The 15,837-nt window shown below is 71.8% G+C and carries 15 protein-coding genes; 9 read left to right on the top strand and 6 right to left on the bottom strand.

What is annotated here, in order from left to right; genetic code table 11:
• Positions 1-20: 20 nt before the first annotated feature.
• The gene (locus ACFYZE_RS07700) at positions 21-1,058 is read right to left on the bottom strand and encodes an ABC transporter ATP-binding protein (RefSeq protein ID WP_388989923.1); all 1,038 of its coding nucleotides are present in this window, start codon (positions 1,056-1,058) and stop codon (positions 21-23) included.
• A 122-nt stretch (positions 1,059-1,180) separates the two neighbouring features.
• Between ACFYZE_RS07700 and ACFYZE_RS07695 the strand changes: the two genes are divergently transcribed.
• Positions 1,181-1,918, top strand: coding sequence for a FadR/GntR family transcriptional regulator (locus ACFYZE_RS07695; RefSeq protein WP_388989921.1), 738 nt, complete (start codon positions 1,181-1,183; stop codon positions 1,916-1,918).
• Positions 1,919-2,399: 481 nt separating this feature from the next.
• Here ACFYZE_RS07695 and ACFYZE_RS07690 read toward each other — a convergent pair whose 3' ends face one another.
• Positions 2,400-3,068 carry a hypothetical protein gene (locus ACFYZE_RS07690; protein ID WP_388989919.1) on the bottom strand — a complete coding sequence of 223 codons (669 nt, stop codon included), beginning with the start codon at positions 3,066-3,068 and terminating at the stop codon, positions 2,400-2,402.
• 221 nt (positions 3,069-3,289) lie between these two features.
• On the opposite strand from ACFYZE_RS07690, the gene ACFYZE_RS07685 reads away from it, so the two are divergent.
• From ACFYZE_RS07685 to ACFYZE_RS07670, 4 genes are read left to right on the top strand one after another with little or no spacing between them, the layout of a single operon-like run.
• Positions 3,290-3,943 (top strand): helix-turn-helix domain-containing protein, encoded by a 654-nt coding sequence (locus ACFYZE_RS07685; protein WP_388989917.1) that lies wholly within the window; start codon positions 3,290-3,292, stop codon positions 3,941-3,943.
• 32 nt (positions 3,944-3,975) lie between these two features.
• Positions 3,976-4,506, top strand: a complete 531-nt coding sequence (locus ACFYZE_RS07680; RefSeq protein ID WP_388990565.1) for a toxin-antitoxin system, toxin component — start codon at positions 3,976-3,978, stop codon at positions 4,504-4,506.
• 20 nt (positions 4,507-4,526) lie between these two features.
• Positions 4,527-5,735, top strand: a complete 1,209-nt coding sequence (locus ACFYZE_RS07675; protein WP_388989915.1) for an MAB_1171c family putative transporter — start codon at positions 4,527-4,529, stop codon at positions 5,733-5,735.
• Complete coding sequence (locus tag ACFYZE_RS07670; RefSeq protein WP_388989913.1) at positions 5,719-7,173, top strand: FAD-dependent oxidoreductase; 1,455 nt, start codon at positions 5,719-5,721, stop codon at positions 7,171-7,173. The genes ACFYZE_RS07675 and ACFYZE_RS07670 overlap by 17 nt, the downstream gene beginning before the upstream one ends.
• A 136-nt stretch (positions 7,174-7,309) precedes the next feature.
• Here the strand turns inward: ACFYZE_RS07670 and ACFYZE_RS07665 are convergent, their stop codons facing one another.
• Entirely contained in the window at positions 7,310-7,738 is a 429-nt protein-coding gene (locus tag ACFYZE_RS07665; RefSeq protein ID WP_388989912.1) for a hypothetical protein, read from the bottom strand.
• A 399-nt stretch (positions 7,739-8,137) separates the two neighbouring features.
• Here ACFYZE_RS07665 and ACFYZE_RS07660 point away from each other — a divergent pair, with 399 nt between their 5' ends.
• The gene (locus ACFYZE_RS07660) at positions 8,138-9,328 is read left to right on the top strand and encodes an MFS transporter (RefSeq protein WP_388989910.1); all 1,191 of its coding nucleotides are present in this window, start codon (positions 8,138-8,140) and stop codon (positions 9,326-9,328) included.
• Between the two features lie 3 nt (positions 9,329-9,331).
• On the opposite strand, the gene ACFYZE_RS07655 is transcribed toward ACFYZE_RS07660, so the two are convergent.
• A complete protein-coding gene (locus ACFYZE_RS07655) occupies positions 9,332-10,354 on the bottom strand; it encodes an alpha/beta fold hydrolase (protein ID WP_388989908.1) in 1,023 nt (340 codons plus the stop codon).
• 275 nt (positions 10,355-10,629) lie between these two features.
• Here ACFYZE_RS07655 and ACFYZE_RS07650 point away from each other — a divergent pair, with 275 nt between their 5' ends.
• Positions 10,630-10,854: a hypothetical protein gene (locus tag ACFYZE_RS07650; RefSeq protein ID WP_388989906.1), complete on the top strand. Its 225-nt coding sequence runs from the start codon at positions 10,630-10,632 to the stop codon at positions 10,852-10,854.
• Positions 10,855-10,879: 25 nt separating this feature from the next.
• Here the strand turns inward: ACFYZE_RS07650 and ACFYZE_RS07645 are convergent, their stop codons facing one another.
• Together ACFYZE_RS07645 and ACFYZE_RS07640 are read right to left on the bottom strand one after the other, a co-directional pair.
• Entirely contained in the window at positions 10,880-11,626 is a 747-nt protein-coding gene (locus ACFYZE_RS07645) for a 4'-phosphopantetheinyl transferase (protein WP_388989904.1), read from the bottom strand.
• Complete coding sequence (locus ACFYZE_RS07640) at positions 11,571-12,479, bottom strand: metallophosphoesterase family protein (RefSeq protein WP_388989902.1); 909 nt, start codon at positions 12,477-12,479, stop codon at positions 11,571-11,573. Before ACFYZE_RS07640 ends, ACFYZE_RS07645 begins: the two co-directional genes overlap by 56 nt.
• Positions 12,480-12,811: 332 nt before the next feature.
• On the opposite strand from ACFYZE_RS07640, the gene ACFYZE_RS07635 reads away from it, so the two are divergent.
• Both ACFYZE_RS07635 and ACFYZE_RS07630 read left to right on the top strand, forming a co-directional pair.
• The gene (locus tag ACFYZE_RS07635; RefSeq protein ID WP_388989900.1) at positions 12,812-13,936 is read left to right on the top strand and encodes an ATP-grasp domain-containing protein; all 1,125 of its coding nucleotides are present in this window, start codon (positions 12,812-12,814) and stop codon (positions 13,934-13,936) included.
• A 202-nt stretch (positions 13,937-14,138) separates the two neighbouring features.
• A complete protein-coding gene (locus ACFYZE_RS07630; protein ID WP_388989898.1) occupies positions 14,139-15,824 on the top strand; it encodes a carbohydrate binding domain-containing protein in 1,686 nt (561 codons plus the stop codon).
• Positions 15,825-15,837 lie beyond the last annotated feature (13 nt).

The following is a 15,837-nucleotide window of genomic DNA, read 5'->3' as shown; positions in this document are numbered from 1 at the left end:
TGACCTGGCGTGGGGGATGGTCAGCGGGCGGCGGGGACCTGGACGGCGTGGCGGCGGTGCCACGTCAGGCGCACCCGGGTGCCTCGGTAGGCGGCGACGTCCTCGGAGGAGGTCTCCAGGTTCTGCTGGAGCGCGGTGAGGCGGCCGCCCGCGTCGAGGTCGACGAGGAAGCGGGTGGCGTCGCCGAGGTAGACCACTTCGGCGACGGTGCCGGTGGCGGTGGAGTGCTCGGGCTCGTCGGCGAGGGACGACTCCTTCAGCACCCGGATCTTCTCGGGCCGGATGCTGTAGGTGCCCGGGGCGCCGGTGACGCGCTCGGCGGCCTCGCCCTGCAAGAGGTTCGAGGTGCCGACGAAGGAGGCGACGAAGGCGGTCGCGGGGCGCTCGTAGATCTCGGCGGGGGTGCCGACCTGTTCGATGCGGCCCTGGTTGAAGACGGCGATGCGGTCGCTCATCGTCAGGGCCTCCTCCTGGTCGTGGGTGACGAACACGAAGGTGATCCCTACCTCGCGCTGGAGGGCCTTGAGCTCGACCTGCATCTGCTCGCGCAGCTTGAGGTCCAGGGCGCCGAGCGGCTCGTCGAGCAGCAGCAGGCGGGGGCGGCCGACGAGGGCGCGGGCGAGTGCGACCCGCTGCCGCTGGCCGCCGGAGAGCTGGCTCGGCCGCCGTTTGCCGAAGCCTTCGAGGCGTACGTCGGCGAGCGCCTTGCGGGCCCGCCGGAGCCGTTCGGCCTTGGACACCTTGCGGACCTTGAGGCCGTAGGCGACGTTCTGCTCGACGGTCATGTGCGGGAAGAGAGCGTAGTCCTGGAAGACGGTGTGGACGTCCCGCTCGAAGGGGGCGAGGCCGGTGACGTCCTGGCCGGCCAGCTCGACGGTGCCGGAGGTGGGACTCTCGAAGCCCGCGATCATGCGCAGGACGGTCGTCTTGCCGGAGCCGGACGGGCCGAGCATCGAGAAGAACTCCCCGTCGGATATCTCCAGGTCGACCCCGGCCACGGCGGTGGTGCCGCCGAACTCCTTCCGCAGACCCTGCAGCCGGATCGCGCTGCCCTCCATGGACGGGAACCTTTCTGAAGCACTCTTCCGTTCTTACCGTGAGCAGTAAAGATATGAAATCATAGTTCAAAGCTCAAGTCCCCCTTAGGGTAAAGGTTGAGTCAACGCACAAGGTGGTGGCCGTGAAGCAGAACAGGGACGGCGCCGCCCGGAGAGCCGTGTTCGCTCCGGTGGACACCCGGGCGCGCGTGGAGACGGTCGTCCGCCGGCTCGGTGACGCCATCGAGCTCGGGCTGCTCGCCGACGGCGAGCAGCTGCCCGGGGAGACGGAGCTGGCGGGGCAGCTCGGTGTGTCCACCGTGACCCTGCGGGAGGCGCTGATGGCGCTGCGGCAGCAGGGGCTGGTCACCACCCGGCGGGGGCGCGGCGGCGGCAGCTTCGTCTCGCTGCCCGCGGACCCGGCCGAGGAGCGGATCAGACAGCGGCTGGCCTGCTGGAGCACGGAGGAGCTGCGCGACCTCGGTGACCACTGGGCGGCCGTCTCCGGCGCCGCCGCCCGGCTCGCGGCCGAGCGCACCGAACCGGCCGACCTTCAGCACCTGCGGCGCACCCTGGAGGAGTTCGCGACGGCCGTGGACGCGGCGGCACGCAGCCGCCTGTACGGCCGGTTCCATGTGGAGCTGGCCGCCGCCGCGCAGTCGGCCCGGCTCACCCGGGAGCAGATCGCGCTCCAGACGGAGGTCGGGGCACTGCTGTGCCTGGTCCTCGGGGACGACGCCTGCCGCGAGGAGGTGGCCGCCCGCCACCGCTCTCTCGTCCGCGCCGTACAGGAGGGGGCCCGGGACGCGGCCAGGGAACTGGCCGAGCGGTGCGTCCAGGAATCGACGGCACGGCTCATCGCCCTGCGCCTGAACCTCTGAAGCCCCGTCGACACCGGCCGCGTGCACGGGAGATCACTCCGTACACGAGGGTCAGGTGCCGTGGGAGGCTGCCACCCCACAGCCGCCGTACGGCAGGACCGCTCATTGCTCCACCACCGATCTCCCACAGGTCTCGGTCCGTCGCCCCAGTCCATGCACTCGGCTGCTCCATGGCCGGCGACGGTATCGGGACGCCGTGTGAGTGCGGCGTGAGCGTCCGCACTCACAGCCGTTTCACCGGCCATGGGGTGAGCTTTCCGACGCTCACCGGCGCAACAGGCCCCGGAGGGAAGGTCAGGAGGTCGAGGGAGGTGCGAAGCGGCAGGGGGGTCACGGGCGTTGAGGCCGTCGGCCGGGAGCGGCATGGCGGGATGACGGTGCCGGTGGGGCGTACGCGGCTGCGTCCATGACGGGCGAGAAGGGCGAGCCCCGGCGCCGTCGGTGACCTGAACACCGACGGGGCCGGGGCTCCGGAGAAGCCCTACGCCGGCAACTCGGGGACCACGCTGAGGTGGTTCGCCGTGCGCCGGACTCGGCGCGGGCGCCGGGCGGCCGGTGCCGGGCGGCGGGCCTCACGCAGCACCAGGGTCAGCCGGGAGTACCCCATGTCCTGCAGGGTCTTGGGGGTCTCCCCCACCACCCGGCAGTCGGTGCCCCAGCGCGGGTCGGGGTGGAGCAACGGCCGTACCGCCCCGTCGTGCTCCACGGCGTGCGGTCCGGCCGCGCGGATCCAGTGCGGCAGGCCGTCCCGGTAGGCGGCCTCCATGATCGGATCCTGCGCGATGTCCCGGCGGATGGACTGCAGCCCGTGGTCGTGCCCGTGCCGCTCCACGGCCGCGGCGAAGTGCGCGAGCATGGGCAGGCACCAGCTCGACTCGTGCTCGCCGAGGATCGTGCCCGCGTCCGGATGGAAGAGCACGAACCGCAGGAAGTTGTCGCAGGGCATGGCCGTCGGATGGGATGCCACCCCGCTGAACAGTGACCTGAAGGCGCTGTTGGCGAGCACCACGTCCCAGCGGTGGTCGAAGACGACGGACGGGAAGGGGACGGCCTCGAGGAGCGTGGCATAGTCCTGCAGATACGCCCGTGCTTCCGGACTCTCGGGGAGGGACCGCGGCTGCGACCGCTGCCCTCCTGCCTGAAACGCCATCGGGAGGTCACCCCTCTTGCCCTTGCGCCCTTCACGTGGCGCCCTGATCCTGGTACCCCGCATCCGGCGTGTCAACTATCGTGGCATTCGGCGTCCGTTGACGGCTGAATCTCGCCACAGTTGTGGCGAGACCTGGATGTCAGTTCGAGGGAACGGCTACTCTCCGGTTGGTTCCGGGCAAGCGAGAACAACGATCTGAGCGAGACGTAGGAGACCTGTCGGTGACGGATGGCTTCGAGGTGCCGGGAGCCGCGGCGCCGGGTCTGCTGCCGGCCGTCGTGGCCCGTGTCACCGCCCTCGCCGACCGGCTGGGCGTGCCGCACGAGCGGATCTTCGACGTCGCTCGGCTGTCCGTCGAGTCCGGCGTCCCGGAGCCGGTGGTGAAGGCCCTGCTGAGCGGAGTGCCCGCCGGGGAGCCGGACCTGCAGGCGCGTTTTCTGCAGCGGCTGGACCTGCTGCGCCGCACCCGGCTCAAACCCAACGGGCGCAAGTACACCCAGCAGGAGATCGCCGACGGCGCGGGCATGTCGCGGCAGCAGGCGGGTGCCCTCATCAATGGCGACCGGCGCCCCACCATGGAGCACTGCGACGCCATCCAGCGCTTCTTCGGCGTGCATGCCGGGTTCCTCACAGCCGAGGACCCGGAGGCGCTCGCGAACGCCCTCCAGCGCTCCGAGCAGGAGCTCCTCCAGCAGCTCGCCGACCGCGAGCGTGCGGCCGAGGCCGCCGACGACCCGCTGGAGCGGCTGTTGCAGGACCACGGCGTCCGCGGCATAGCCTGGCGGGCGGCCCAGCTGCCCACCGACCAGCACCGGGACAAGGTCGCCGAGTGGCTGGACATGCTCCTGGAGAGCGTCAAGCGGCCCGAGTCGTGATCCGGGGGAGAACCGTGGGCATCGGAAGGGAAATGCGCCGCCTGTGCGGCGAGTTGGTCGCGGAGCTGTCGCTCCCGGCGCCGGCGGCACCCGCCGATCTGTACGCCGCGCTGTGCGACGCCATGAGCAGACGCCGCGGCCGTCCCGTCCAGTTCCGCACGGCTCCCTTCCCGCCGGGCACGGCCAGCGGCCTCTGGCTCGACATGGCCGACCAGGACCTCGTCGTCATCGAGGAGCGCACGGCCCCCGACCACCAGTTGGTGATCCTCGGACACGAGCTGTGGCACATGAACGCCGGGCACCACGGCCACCATGTGGAGGGCGCCGCGGTCGCCGCGAGGCTGCTGAGCGACACGGCGGATCTGCGGGCCACCGTGCACAAGGTCGCCGCGCGTACGCACTTCGACCTGGCCGACGAGAAGGACGCCGAGAGCTTCGGGCTGCTGCTGGCGAGCAAGTGCCGTACCTGGCTGGTCGGTTCGTCCCTGCGCGGGCCCGTCAAACGGGACGACCTGGCGGGGCGGATCGAGGCGTCGCTCGGTTACCGCGGACCGCGCGGCTGAGGGGCGCGGACGCCGATTCCATGGACGGTTCCAGCTATTACGTTCCGGCCGCGGCCATGGGCCTCGCGCTCACCTTCAAGGCGCCCGCACTGTCCCGTTCGTGGCGCGATCCGCTGCTCAGGTCGGTGTGCGCGCTGATGGCGCTGGCCGGCCTGGTGTTCTTCTTCGCCGCGCCCCCGACCATCGCGAAGGTCAACGACCTCACCGGCATCACCAATGTCTCGGCACCCCTGGTGTACTGCCTGCTGAGCGCGTTCAGCGCGTCCTGCCTGGTCCTCGTCGTCAACTGGCGCGGCGGCCCGCCGGAGGAGACCCGGCGCACCACCCGGAGGATCATCATCGGGTACGGGGGCGTCGTCGTCGCCCTGGTGACGCTGTTCACGCTCGGCGACGCCCCGGTGGAGCGGCTGGTCGACTTCGACACGTACTACGCGCGCACCCCGTACATCCGCGAGATGATCGTGCTGTACCTGCTGGCGCTCACCGTGGCGGGCGTCGCGATGAACTTCATGTGCGGGCGCTGGGCCCTGCAGGTGCGCGGCTGGCTGCGCGTCGGACTGCTGATCATCGTGACCGGCTATCTGTTCAACCTGGCCTATCTGACGACCAAGTTCACCGCCGTCGTCGCCCGCTGGTACGGCCACGACCTGGACTATCTCAGCAGTGACGCGGCGCCGGTGCTGGCGTCCGCGGGGGCGCAGATCAGCGCGGTCGGCTTCTGTCTTCCGCTGGCCTGCCAGCGCGTGGGGGACAGCTGGAGCACCTGGGCGACCTACCGCCGGCTCGGGCCGCTGTGGCGCGAGCTGCGACCGGTGTCCGCGCACGCGGACCACGGGGTGCGCATCTCCTGGTGGTCGCCGGTCGAACTCCAGGTCACCCAGCGGGAGTCCGACATCCACGACGGCATGCTCGGTCTGTACCCCTACTTCGACCCCGAGGTGCGCTCCCGCGCCTACGACGCCGCCCTGGCGGCCGGCTCCGACCCCGTCCACGCGCAGGCCGAGGCCGACGCGGCGATGGTGGCGGCGGCCGTGCGTGCGAGGGCCGCCGATCCGGAGGGCAGGGTGATCAGCTCGGCGGGATCGGACAGCGCCCCCGCCGCGCCCGTGGAGGTCCCCCGCGACCTCGTGCGGATGTCGGTCGCCCTGCGTCAGTCACCCGTCGTCGCGGCCGCCCGGGGGCCGGCCGGGACCAGGCCAGGAAGCGACTTCCATGAGCGAACCCGCTAGCACCTCCCCGGACGCGAGACCGCGTCGTGCCGTCGTGATCGGCGGTGGCATGGCCGGCATGCTGGCCGCCGCGGCCCTGCGCGCCCACGCCGACGTCACCGTCGTCGAGCGGGATGTGCTGCCCGAGGGCCCCGCACCGCGCAAGGGGCTGCCGCAGGCCCGGCATGTGCACGTGATCTGGTCCGGGGGCGCCCGCGCCATGGAACAGCTGCTGCCGGGGGTGACCGAGGCGTGGCTCGCGGCGGGCGCCCGGCGCGTCCCGCTGCCCACGGGACTCGTGTCGCTGCAGCCGCGGGGCTGGTTCCGCCGCTGGCCCGAGATGCAGTTCATGATCGCGTGCAGCCGTGATCTGCTCGACTGGGTGGTGCGTGAGCGCGTCACCGGGAGCGAGCGGGTGACGGTGGTCCAGCGGACCGAACTGCTGTCCCTGGAAGGCGACGCGTCGCGGGTGACGGGCGTACGGGTACGGACGGCCGACGGCGAGGAGCGGGTGCTGGCGGCCGACCTCGTCGTGGACGCCGCGGGACGCGGTTCGCGCGCGGCGGCCTGGCTGAAGGAACTGGGCGTGCCCGCGGCGCCGCTGGAGGAGGTGGACTCGGGGCTCGTCTACTCCAGCCGGATCTTCCGGGCGCCCCCGGGCACGGAGGAGTTCCCGCTGGTCAACGTGCAGTCGGACGCGACGGTGCCGGTGCCGGGGCGGACCACGACCATCGAGCCGATCGAGGGCGGACGGTGGCTGGTGACGCTGTCGGGCACGCGCGGCGGCGAACCGCCTTCCACCGCCGAGGAGTTCGAGACGTTCGCCCGCGACAGCGTACGGCACCCGGTGGTGGGGGAGCTGATCGCGCACGCGGAGCCGATGTCGGACCCGGTCGTCACCCGCAGCACGGTCAACCGCCGGCGGTTCTACGAGAAGGTCGAGGGCTGGCCCGAGGGGTTCGTGGCGATCGGCGACTCGGTGGCCACGTACAACCCGGTCTACGGGCACGGGCTCTCGGTCGCCGCGCAGGGTGCCGTGGCGCTGGGCGAGCTGGTGGCCCGGCACGGGCCGGCCGCGCCGGGGCTCGCGCGGCGGGTGCAGCGGGCGGTGGCCCGTCCGGTGGCGACGGCCTGGGAGTTCGCCACCAGCACGGACATCCACTACCCGGGCGCGATCGGCAAGGCACCGAGCCTCGCCAACCGCGTCCTCGGCGCGTACGTCAACCGGCTGATGCGCACCGCGACCGGCCGTCCGCTGGTCGCCAAGGCGTTCTTCGACGTGGTCACCCTGTCGAAGCCGATGAGCGAACTGGTCCGGCCGGCGGTCGTGATCGCCGTCCTGCGCGGCCCCCGCCGCCCGCTCCTGACGGCGCCGCCGCTGACCGCGGACGAGTGGAAGGCGGTCACGGGGTCGGCGGAAGGCCCGCAGGACAGCGGGACCCGCGAGAGCGCGGCCTAGTGCCCCTCTCTCACCGTCGCCCCCGTCGCAGCCGATTGCCGGGGCGCCCGCCGCGCCTCCGCCATGGCCCTGCACGCCGCCCAGCAGGACGGCGTGCACTCTCAGCCCGATCGAAGTGGCCCCACGGCCGGGGCGCTCACTTGAGTTCGATCACCAGGCCGAAGTCATTGCCCGGGTGCCAGCCCGTGCTGATCTTCGGGCTGTGGTGGGTGTCGTCGCCCCAGCCGTAGAAGTGCGACCAGGTCACGTCGTCGCCGTACCAGTGGTCGTAGTCCGTCTCCGCGTACGCCTGGACGGCCTTGCCGTCGCGCTTGGTGTCCCACAGGTAAAAGGCGCCGGAGGCGTACGACTTGCCGTTGACCTTCTTCGTGCACTCCATGTACTTCGCGGCGCCGCCGGTGATGTGGATCTCCTTCCAGCCGGAGCACTTGTTGGCCGCGGCCTCCACGTTCGCGGCGGACTGGGCAGAGCGGGCGGACGGTGCGCCGGTCGCTGCCGGGGCGGCGGCGAGGCCACCCACCAGGGCCAGTCCGGCGGCTACGAGGGCGATGCGCTTGCGTGACACCACTGTGGATCCTTTCCGTCGGCCGGCGGACGGTCCCCCGGTGGGTCCCTCGTGGTCCGTCGGCACGACACCACCGTGCCCGGCCGCCCGGTCCCGCCCCAGCGATGTTTGGGCACATGACGTCCATACGGGACCCCACCCCCTGTGACCTGCCGGGATGTCGCCGAGGGTGGGGGAACGGCGGGACGGCTCCGCGGGTCCTGGGGAACGGGCAGAGCGGGTGGCGGTAGCGACCGGACGCCAGGCGGACGGTCGCGCGCAATTCCCTGCACCGCACGGGCCCCGCCGCCTAGGATGCGGTGCCATGACCTGGCGACATTGATCCCGCAGCCATGCCTCCCGAGGGCCGCCTCGGACGCCCTGCTCCCGGCGTCCGAACTGTCCCTGCGGGAAGGCCTCATGACACTCTCACCTGCACGTGTGCCCGCCACCGAGGTCCGGCGGCTGACCACGAAGCTGTACTGCTACGCGTTCCTCGACGACTTCGTCCTGCTCTACCCGGTGTACGCGCTGCTCTTCAGCGACACCGGTCTGTCGCTGTGGCAGATCTCCTCTCTCTTCGCCCTCTGGTCGGCCACCGGCGTACTCCTGGAAATTCCTTCCGGCGCCTGGGCCGACGCCCTCTCCCGTCGGCTGCTGCTGTGGCTCGGCCCGCTCCTCGCCGCCGTCGCCTTCGCCCTGTGGGTGCTCGTCCCGTCGTACGGGGCCTTCGCCCTCGGCTTCGTCCTCTGGGGCGCCGGCGGATCTATGCGTTCCGGGGCGCAGGAGGCGCTCGTGTACGACGAGTTGGGCCGGCTCGGCGCCGCCGAGCGGTACGCCCGCGTCATGGGCCGGGTCCGCGCGGCCGGGCTGGTGGCCGTGATGGCGTCGATGGCGCTCGCCGGCCCGGTGTTCGCCCTGGGCGGCTATCCGGCCGTCGGCGCGGCGAGCGTGCTGTCCTGCCTGCTCGCCGCGGCGACGGCGGCCCGGCTGCCGGAACACCGGGCGCCGGCCGCACGGAGCGGCGACTGGGCCAAGACACTCCGGGCGGGGCTCGCCGAGGCCCGAGCCGACCGGTCCGTACGCGGAGCCCTGCTGCTCGTCCCGGCCGTGGGCGCCGTGTGGGGCGCGCTCGACGAGTACACCCCGCTCCTGGTACGGAGCACCGGCGTGCCCGACGCAGCCGTCCCCTACCTGCTCCTCCTCCTCTGGGCCGGGGGCACGACCGGTGGCCTGTCGGCCGGGGCGTGCGCACGCCTGGGCCGGGCAGGACTCTCCGGGCTCCTCGCGGGCACCGCGCTCGCCCTGGCCGTCGGCGCAGCGTTGCGAACACCGGCCGGCCTCGTCCTCGTGGCCCTCGCCTTCGGTGGCTTCCAACTGGCCACGGTGCTGGCCGACGCCCGGCTCCAGGCGCGTATCGACGACGGGCACCGGGCCACCCTGACCTCGGTGGCAGGCCTTGGCACCGACGTGGCCACGATGGCGGTGTACGGCGCGTACGCGGCGGTCAGCTCGGCCACCACGCACAGCACCGCCTTCGTATGGGCCGCGCTGCCCTACCTTGTGACGGCCGTACTGGTGGCGGCCGGCGGCCGCGCTTCAACCAGATGATCGTCACGTCGCGCTGCGCTCGCCCGCCTCCCGTACGTCTGTGCCCGGCACCCGGTTCCCGGGCCCGCCGGGGCGGCCGGCCCGCAGCAGCGCCCGCCAGTGGTCGCGGCTCCACTCCGCCGGGGGTGTGGCACTGGTGAACTCCTCGACCAGGGCCAGGAAGCGCGCGGGGTCCGTGTGGAACGGGAAGTGGCCCGCGCCCTCGAAGATCTCCAGACGGCTGCCGGGCATCGCCTCGTGCGCCCGGTGGGCGTGCCGCACGGGCACCACACCGTCCCGGTCGCCCCAGATCAGCAGGGTGGGCATGCCCTCGGTCAGGTAACAGCGGTCGAGCATGGTGACCGCCTGGCCGCGCCAGTCCACCACGGCCCGCAGCGTGCGGATGAAGACGCTGCGGGACGTCGCGTCCGGCAGCGCGTCCACCAGGGTCAGCAACTCGGCCGCGTCCTGGCCGAGATCGGTGTCCAGCAGGCGCATCAGGTGGGCGAACAGGCCGACGTTGAGCCGCATACCGGGCAGGCGGAGCGCGGAGAGCAGCAGATGCGCTCCGGGCAGGGAGGCGGCCCGCAGCACCGGGGTGACCTCCCGGCCCACTCCCCCGGCGCCGACCAGAATCAACCGCTCGGTGCGCTCGGGGAACTGGTAGGCGAACTGCATGGCGACGCCGCCGCCCAGCGAGTGCCCCACCAGGGTCGCCGACTCGATGCCAAGAGTGGTGAGCAGATCGCGTACCCCGTTCGCGTACGCGGCCACGGAGTAGTCGGCGCGCGGTCTGTCGGAGGCTCCGTGGCCGAGCAGGTCCGGCGCGAGCACGGTATGCGTGCGGGCCAGGTCGGGGATCAGGTCGGCCCAGGTCGCCGAGGAGTCGCCGATGCCGTGGATGAGGACGAGCGCCGGGCCTTGACCGGCCAGACGGTAGGCGCGCCGGTAACCGTGCACGATCCGGTGGCGCGGGCGCAGTTCCTCCTCGCCCACGGGGCGCAGCCCGGGGGCGTGCCTCGAGCGCCCGCCCGGGACGTCCTCCACCGCCCGCCTCCCTTCCGCCGGCCGCCGCGAAGGCGTGTGAAAGCCCTTGCTCCCCAGCGTAGGGGGCGTGTTCCCCGCTGGATTTCGGCCAGGTTTCGCCTCGGCTAAGCGGGCGAACCCGCAGGGAGACGAACGGGATTGTCAGTGGCGGACGGCAAGCTTGGGAGGTGCGCCCGAGGTGCGCGCGGCGGCCGTCCGCGTACCGCCGGCGCGTGCCGTGCACGAACCGCCGCGCGACGCCCCGTCGCACGGCCGACACCGGGGAGAGCCGACCGATGCCGACCGCCGTCCTCACCGACCGCCAGCGCGCCGCCGTCCAGGCCTATCTGCGTCTCCTGCACACCGTACGAGCCGCCTTCGACGGCCCGCCGGACGCGCCGCGACCACCCGTGGTTCCGACCGCCGCGCTGGCCGAGGCGGACCGGGCCCTGGCGGAGGCGGGGCTCACGGGCACCGAGGAGGAGTTCTTCCGCCTGCTCGGCGACTGGTGCCCCCGATGACCGGATGGACGTCTCGGACGACGACTCAGAAGTGGTGCACGACGACGGCCGTCGCCAGCAGTCCCCCGCGTACGGTCCAGCGACCGTCGAAGGCCTCGACGCGGCGGCCGTCGACCAGCGGGCCCGGCACCAGGAGCCGTGCCCGGAAGCCGCCGGAGGCCTCCTGGGAGGCCCGGGAGCCGGACGGCTGCGAAGCGGGTCGGGAGTCCGGCGAGTCCGTCGCCCGGGGGGTGGCGCCCGGGTCGATCTCCACGTCGGCCTCGAGAAAGTCGAGCCACTTGCCGGTCAGGGGGAACCACGCCTTGTAGACCGACTCCTTGGCGCTGAACAGCAGCCGGTCCCAGTGGACGGAAGGACGGCTGTGGGCAAGGCCCCGCAGCCGGGTCCGCTCGGTGGGCAGTGCCACCGCGTCCAGTACGCCGTCCGGCAGCCGGTCGTGGGGTTCGGCGTCGATGCCGAGCGAGGCGAGTTCGCCGGCCCGGACCAGTGCGGCGGCACAGTAGCCGTCGCAGTGCGTCATGCTGCCGATCAGCCCGTCGGGCCAGCGCGGTGCTCCGCGCTCGCCGGGCAGCACCGGCTGCGGCGGGACTCCGAGCTTCTCCATGGCGTGCCGCGCGCAGGCCCGTACGGCGGTGAACTCCCGGCGCCGCTTGTCCACCGCCCGTGCTATGACCGCTTCTTCCTCGGGGTAGAGGCGGACGCCCTCGCCGAGCGCGTCACGCCCGTGCGCCTCCACGACCGCGACCGGCCCCGGAAGCAGTTCCTCGATCACCTGCTTGGTCCTCCATCGGCAGAATGCGCCGCAGTTCCCCGGGCGGCTGCGGGCGCGGGCCCCATTCACGGGGGTAACCCAGGGACACCTCTTCGAAGCGGACGCCCTCGTGGTGGGTGGTCCGTGGGATGTGCAGATGGCCGTAGACCATGCACGCCACCGGGAAGCGGCGGTGCCAGTCGGTGGTCAGGCGGGTACCGCACCACATGGCGAACTCGGGATAGCGCAGGATGTCCGTCGGGTGCCGGTGAAGCGGGTAGTGGTTCACCAGCACCACGGGGAGATCGCCGGGGATCCCCGTCAGCCTGCGTTCGGTTTCGGCCACCCGGGCCCGGCACCATGCCTCGCGGCTGGGATAGGGGTCGGGATGCAGCAGGCGCTCGTCGATGCACACGATGCCGGTGCCGTGCGCGTAGGCGAGTCCCTCCTCCTTGGTCGTGCATCCCTCGGGCAGGAACGAGTAGTCGTACAGGAGGAACAGCGGGGCGACGACCGCCGGACCGCCCGGCCCCTCCCAGACCGGGTAGGGGTCCTCGGGTGTCGTCACGCCCAGCTCCCGGCACACGGCCACCAGGTGCTCGTACCGCTCGACGCCGCGCAGCGTGACGGTGTCCCCCTGATGGGTCCACAGCTCGTGGTTGCCCGGTGCCCAGATCACCCTGCTGAAGCGGCCGGCGAGCAGTTCCAGTGCCCAGCGGATGTCGGCGACGGTCTCGGCCACGTCACCGGCGACCAGCAGCCAGTCCTCGTCCGACGTGGGCCGCATGCGCTCGACGAGGGCGCGGTTCTCGGCGTACCCGACGTGCAGGTCGCTGATGGCGAGCAGGCGTCCACGGCCGTCCGTCGACTCCACTCTCGCCCCTTTCGAGATCCGAATTGGCTCCACAAGACCACATCGGGCCGCGGACGGACAAGAGCGACCCGCGGCAGGTGCCCGGCCGTGGCCGAAACAGCGTGCACCAGGTGCTCAGCCGTCCCGGAACACACGCCTCGACGCCTGATCAAGAGCCGGGGAAAATCCGTAACACGCGCGTAGCAGTGGTGGCGCCCGGAAGGGCCTATGATCGCCCCAGCACATCCGTCGCGGACGCCGCAGAAGCGTACGCGGGTTCGGTGCACCTCCCTCTCCCCTGGCCGGGCACGGCCTGCTTCGCCCTGCCCGCACAACCGTGAAAGGCGGCCTGCATGGTCTCTCGCGTACGCGTCTGGCTCAACCGCACGTACGCGGAGAACGTGTTCTTCATGGATCAGCTGCGGAGAAATCCCAGCGACCGGGCCGTCGAGATCCACGCCACGCACGGTGACCCGGACTCGCCGGTGCTGGCCGCCGCTGACACCGCCGATCTGGAGCCGGAGGGCCTGTCCCCGGCCGCGTACGTGGAGTACGCCCTCGACCAGTGCGCACGGCGTGGCATCGATGTCTTCGTGCCCCGCCTGCACCAGTCGGCGATCGTGGCGCACCGCGCCGAGTTCGAGGCGGTGGGTACGGCGCTGCTGGCCCCGCCGCCGGAAGCCGTGGCCGTCTTCGAGGACAAGGTGATCGCCTACGAGGCCGTGCAGGCGATCGGTGTGCCCGTGCCACCGTGGTTCCGGGTGCGGTCGGCGGACGAACTCGTCGCCGCGGTGGAGCAGTTGGAGGCCGACGGGCACAAGGCGTGCTTCAAGCCGGCGTCCGGTGCGGGCGGGGTGGGCTTCCGGGTCGTCACGCGCGCCCCCTTCTCACTCGTGCACCTCAGCGGCTTCCCCAGCCCCTACGTGCCGCTGGACCTGGTCGTGGAGACGCTGGAGCAGGCCGACGAGCCGGTCGACTGGCTGGTGATGCCGCGCCTGGAGCAGCCGGAGGTGTCGGTGGACTGCCTCACCGGGCCGGACAACCGGGTGCGGCTGGCCATCGGCCGCACCAAGAACGGGCGTCGGCGCGGCTTCACGCAGCACGAGCAGTGGCTGGAGCCGGCGCGGCGGATCGCGGAGGGGTTCGGGCTGCACTACCTGTCCAACATCCAGTTCCGGATGTTCGGCGAGCGGCCGGTGCTCATGGATGTCAACACACGCCCGGCCGGCGGCCTGCATCAGCTGTCCCTGTGCGGCGTCAACGCGCCCTGGGCGGCTGTGCAGTTGGCGCTCGGGGAGGATCCCGGGGAGATCTCGCCGCCGTTCCTCGGGCAGGACTACACGGTGGTGTCGGGGCCGCGTCCCCTGCGACCGGCGTCGCTGCCGCAGCAGCGGGTCGAGCAGGCGGAGCCGTTGCTGCCGGCGGTTCCTGCGCCCGTCGAGGCAGTCGAAGCAGCGGCGGGGGCACTGCCGCTCTAGTGCCCCGACGGGCGACGTTCGCCCCGTAACGCCCGGCGCCGGCTCAGCGCACTGCGCGCGGGCCGGGTTTTCTCCACTCAGCGGTCTGGACCAATTCCGTCATTCTCCTTGACACGCCGATTGGTCCATACCAACTTGGGTTGCGCATCGTTTCGCATGTCCCTGCCACTCCCGAACACCCCACGTCCTTCAGGGAGATCGCGTGCGCAACCCACTCAGGCGTTCCAGACGCCGACTCCTCGCTCTGCTCGGGTCCGCCGCTCTGGCGGTCGGTGGAGCCATCGCCCTGCCGGGCACGGCCCAGGCGGCCAACATTCTGACCAACCCCGGCTTCGAATCCGGTTCCCTCTCCCCCTGGTCCTGCACCGGGAACCTCGGCTCGGTCGTCTCCTCGCCCGTGCACGGGGGTTCCAAGGCCCTTCAGGGTGCAGTGAGTTCGAGTGACAACGCCCAGTGCAGCCAGACCGTGGCGGTGAACCCGAACACGACGTACACGCTCCAAGGCTGGGTGCGGGGCAGCTACGTCTACCTCGGCGTCGACGGCGGCCCCTCCACGTGGACGACGTCCCCGTCGGCCTACAGCCAGCTGTCGGTGTCCTTCACCACGGGTGCCTCGCAGACCAGTGCCACGATCTACGCTCACGGCTGGTACGCCCAGGGTTCCTACTACGCCGACGACATCACCCTCGACGGCCCCGGCGGAGGCGGCGGCTCGGACACACAGGCGCCGACCGCCCCCAGTGGGCTGACCTCCACGGGCAAGTCGTCGTCGAGCGTGTCGCTGAAGTGGAACGCCTCGACGGACAACGTCGGTGTGACGGCGTACGACGTCTACAGCGGCTCCAGCCAGGTGCTCAGCGTCTCCGGTACGACCGCCACGGTCGGCGGGCTGTCGCCCAGCACCTCCTACACCTTCACCGTGAAGGCGCGGGACGCGGCCGGGAACACCTCCGCGGCCTCCAACTCCGTGACCGTCACCACGGACGCGGGCACCGGCGGCGGCACCGGCTTCAAGCAGGCCGCGCCCTATCTGTACGAGGGCTGGGGCGACCCGCCGAGCCCGACGACGGTGATGAGCGCGACGGGCATCAAGTGGTTCACCATGGCGTTCGTGCTGGACTCCGGAGGCTGCAACCCCGCCTGGGACGGCAGCAGGCCGCTGACCGGCGGGGTCGACCAGAGCGCCATCAACGCCATACGCTCCGCCGGCGGTGACATCGTCCCGTCGTTCGGCGGCTGGCAGGGCAGCAAGCTGGGCGCCAACTGCTCCTCGGCGAGCGCGCTGGCCGGGGCTCTGCAGAAGGTGATCGACGCGTACTCGCTCAAGGCGATCGACATGGACATCGAGAACACCGACGAGTTCGAGAACGAGGCCGTCCAGGCGAAGATCCTCACCGCCCTGAAGACGGTCAAGGCCAACAACCCCGGCCTGAGGACCATCGTCACCTTCGGGACGTCCACCACCGGCCCGACGTACTACGGCAACCGCCTCATAGAGCAGGCGCAGTCGCTCGGGGCCAACATAGACGTCTTCACCATCATGCCCTTCGACTTCGGCGGCGGCTCCGACATGTACGGCAACACCGTGAACGCAGCAGAAGGCCTGAAGGCCAAGCTGAAGTCGACCTTCGGCTGGGACGACGCCACCGCGTACTCCCACATCGGCATATCCGGCATGAACGGCCTGTCCGACCAGCAGGAGAACACGACTCCGGCGATCTGGACCCAGATCAAGGACTGGGCCAACTCGCACCACATCGCCCGCCTCGCCTTCTGGTCGGTCAACCGCGACCGGCCGTGCCCGGGCGGGGGCGTGGTGAGCAACTGCTCCGGCATCAGCCAGAACAACTGGCAGTTCACCTCGATCACGGCGGGCTTCACCGGCTGAGCGAGGAAGCCGG

The sequence above is a fragment of the Streptomyces sp. NPDC001796 genome (assembly GCF_042892355.1).
Lineage (GTDB): Bacteria > Actinomycetota > Actinomycetes > Streptomycetales > Streptomycetaceae > Streptomyces.
This window is presented reverse-complemented; position numbering and strand designations above follow the sequence as displayed.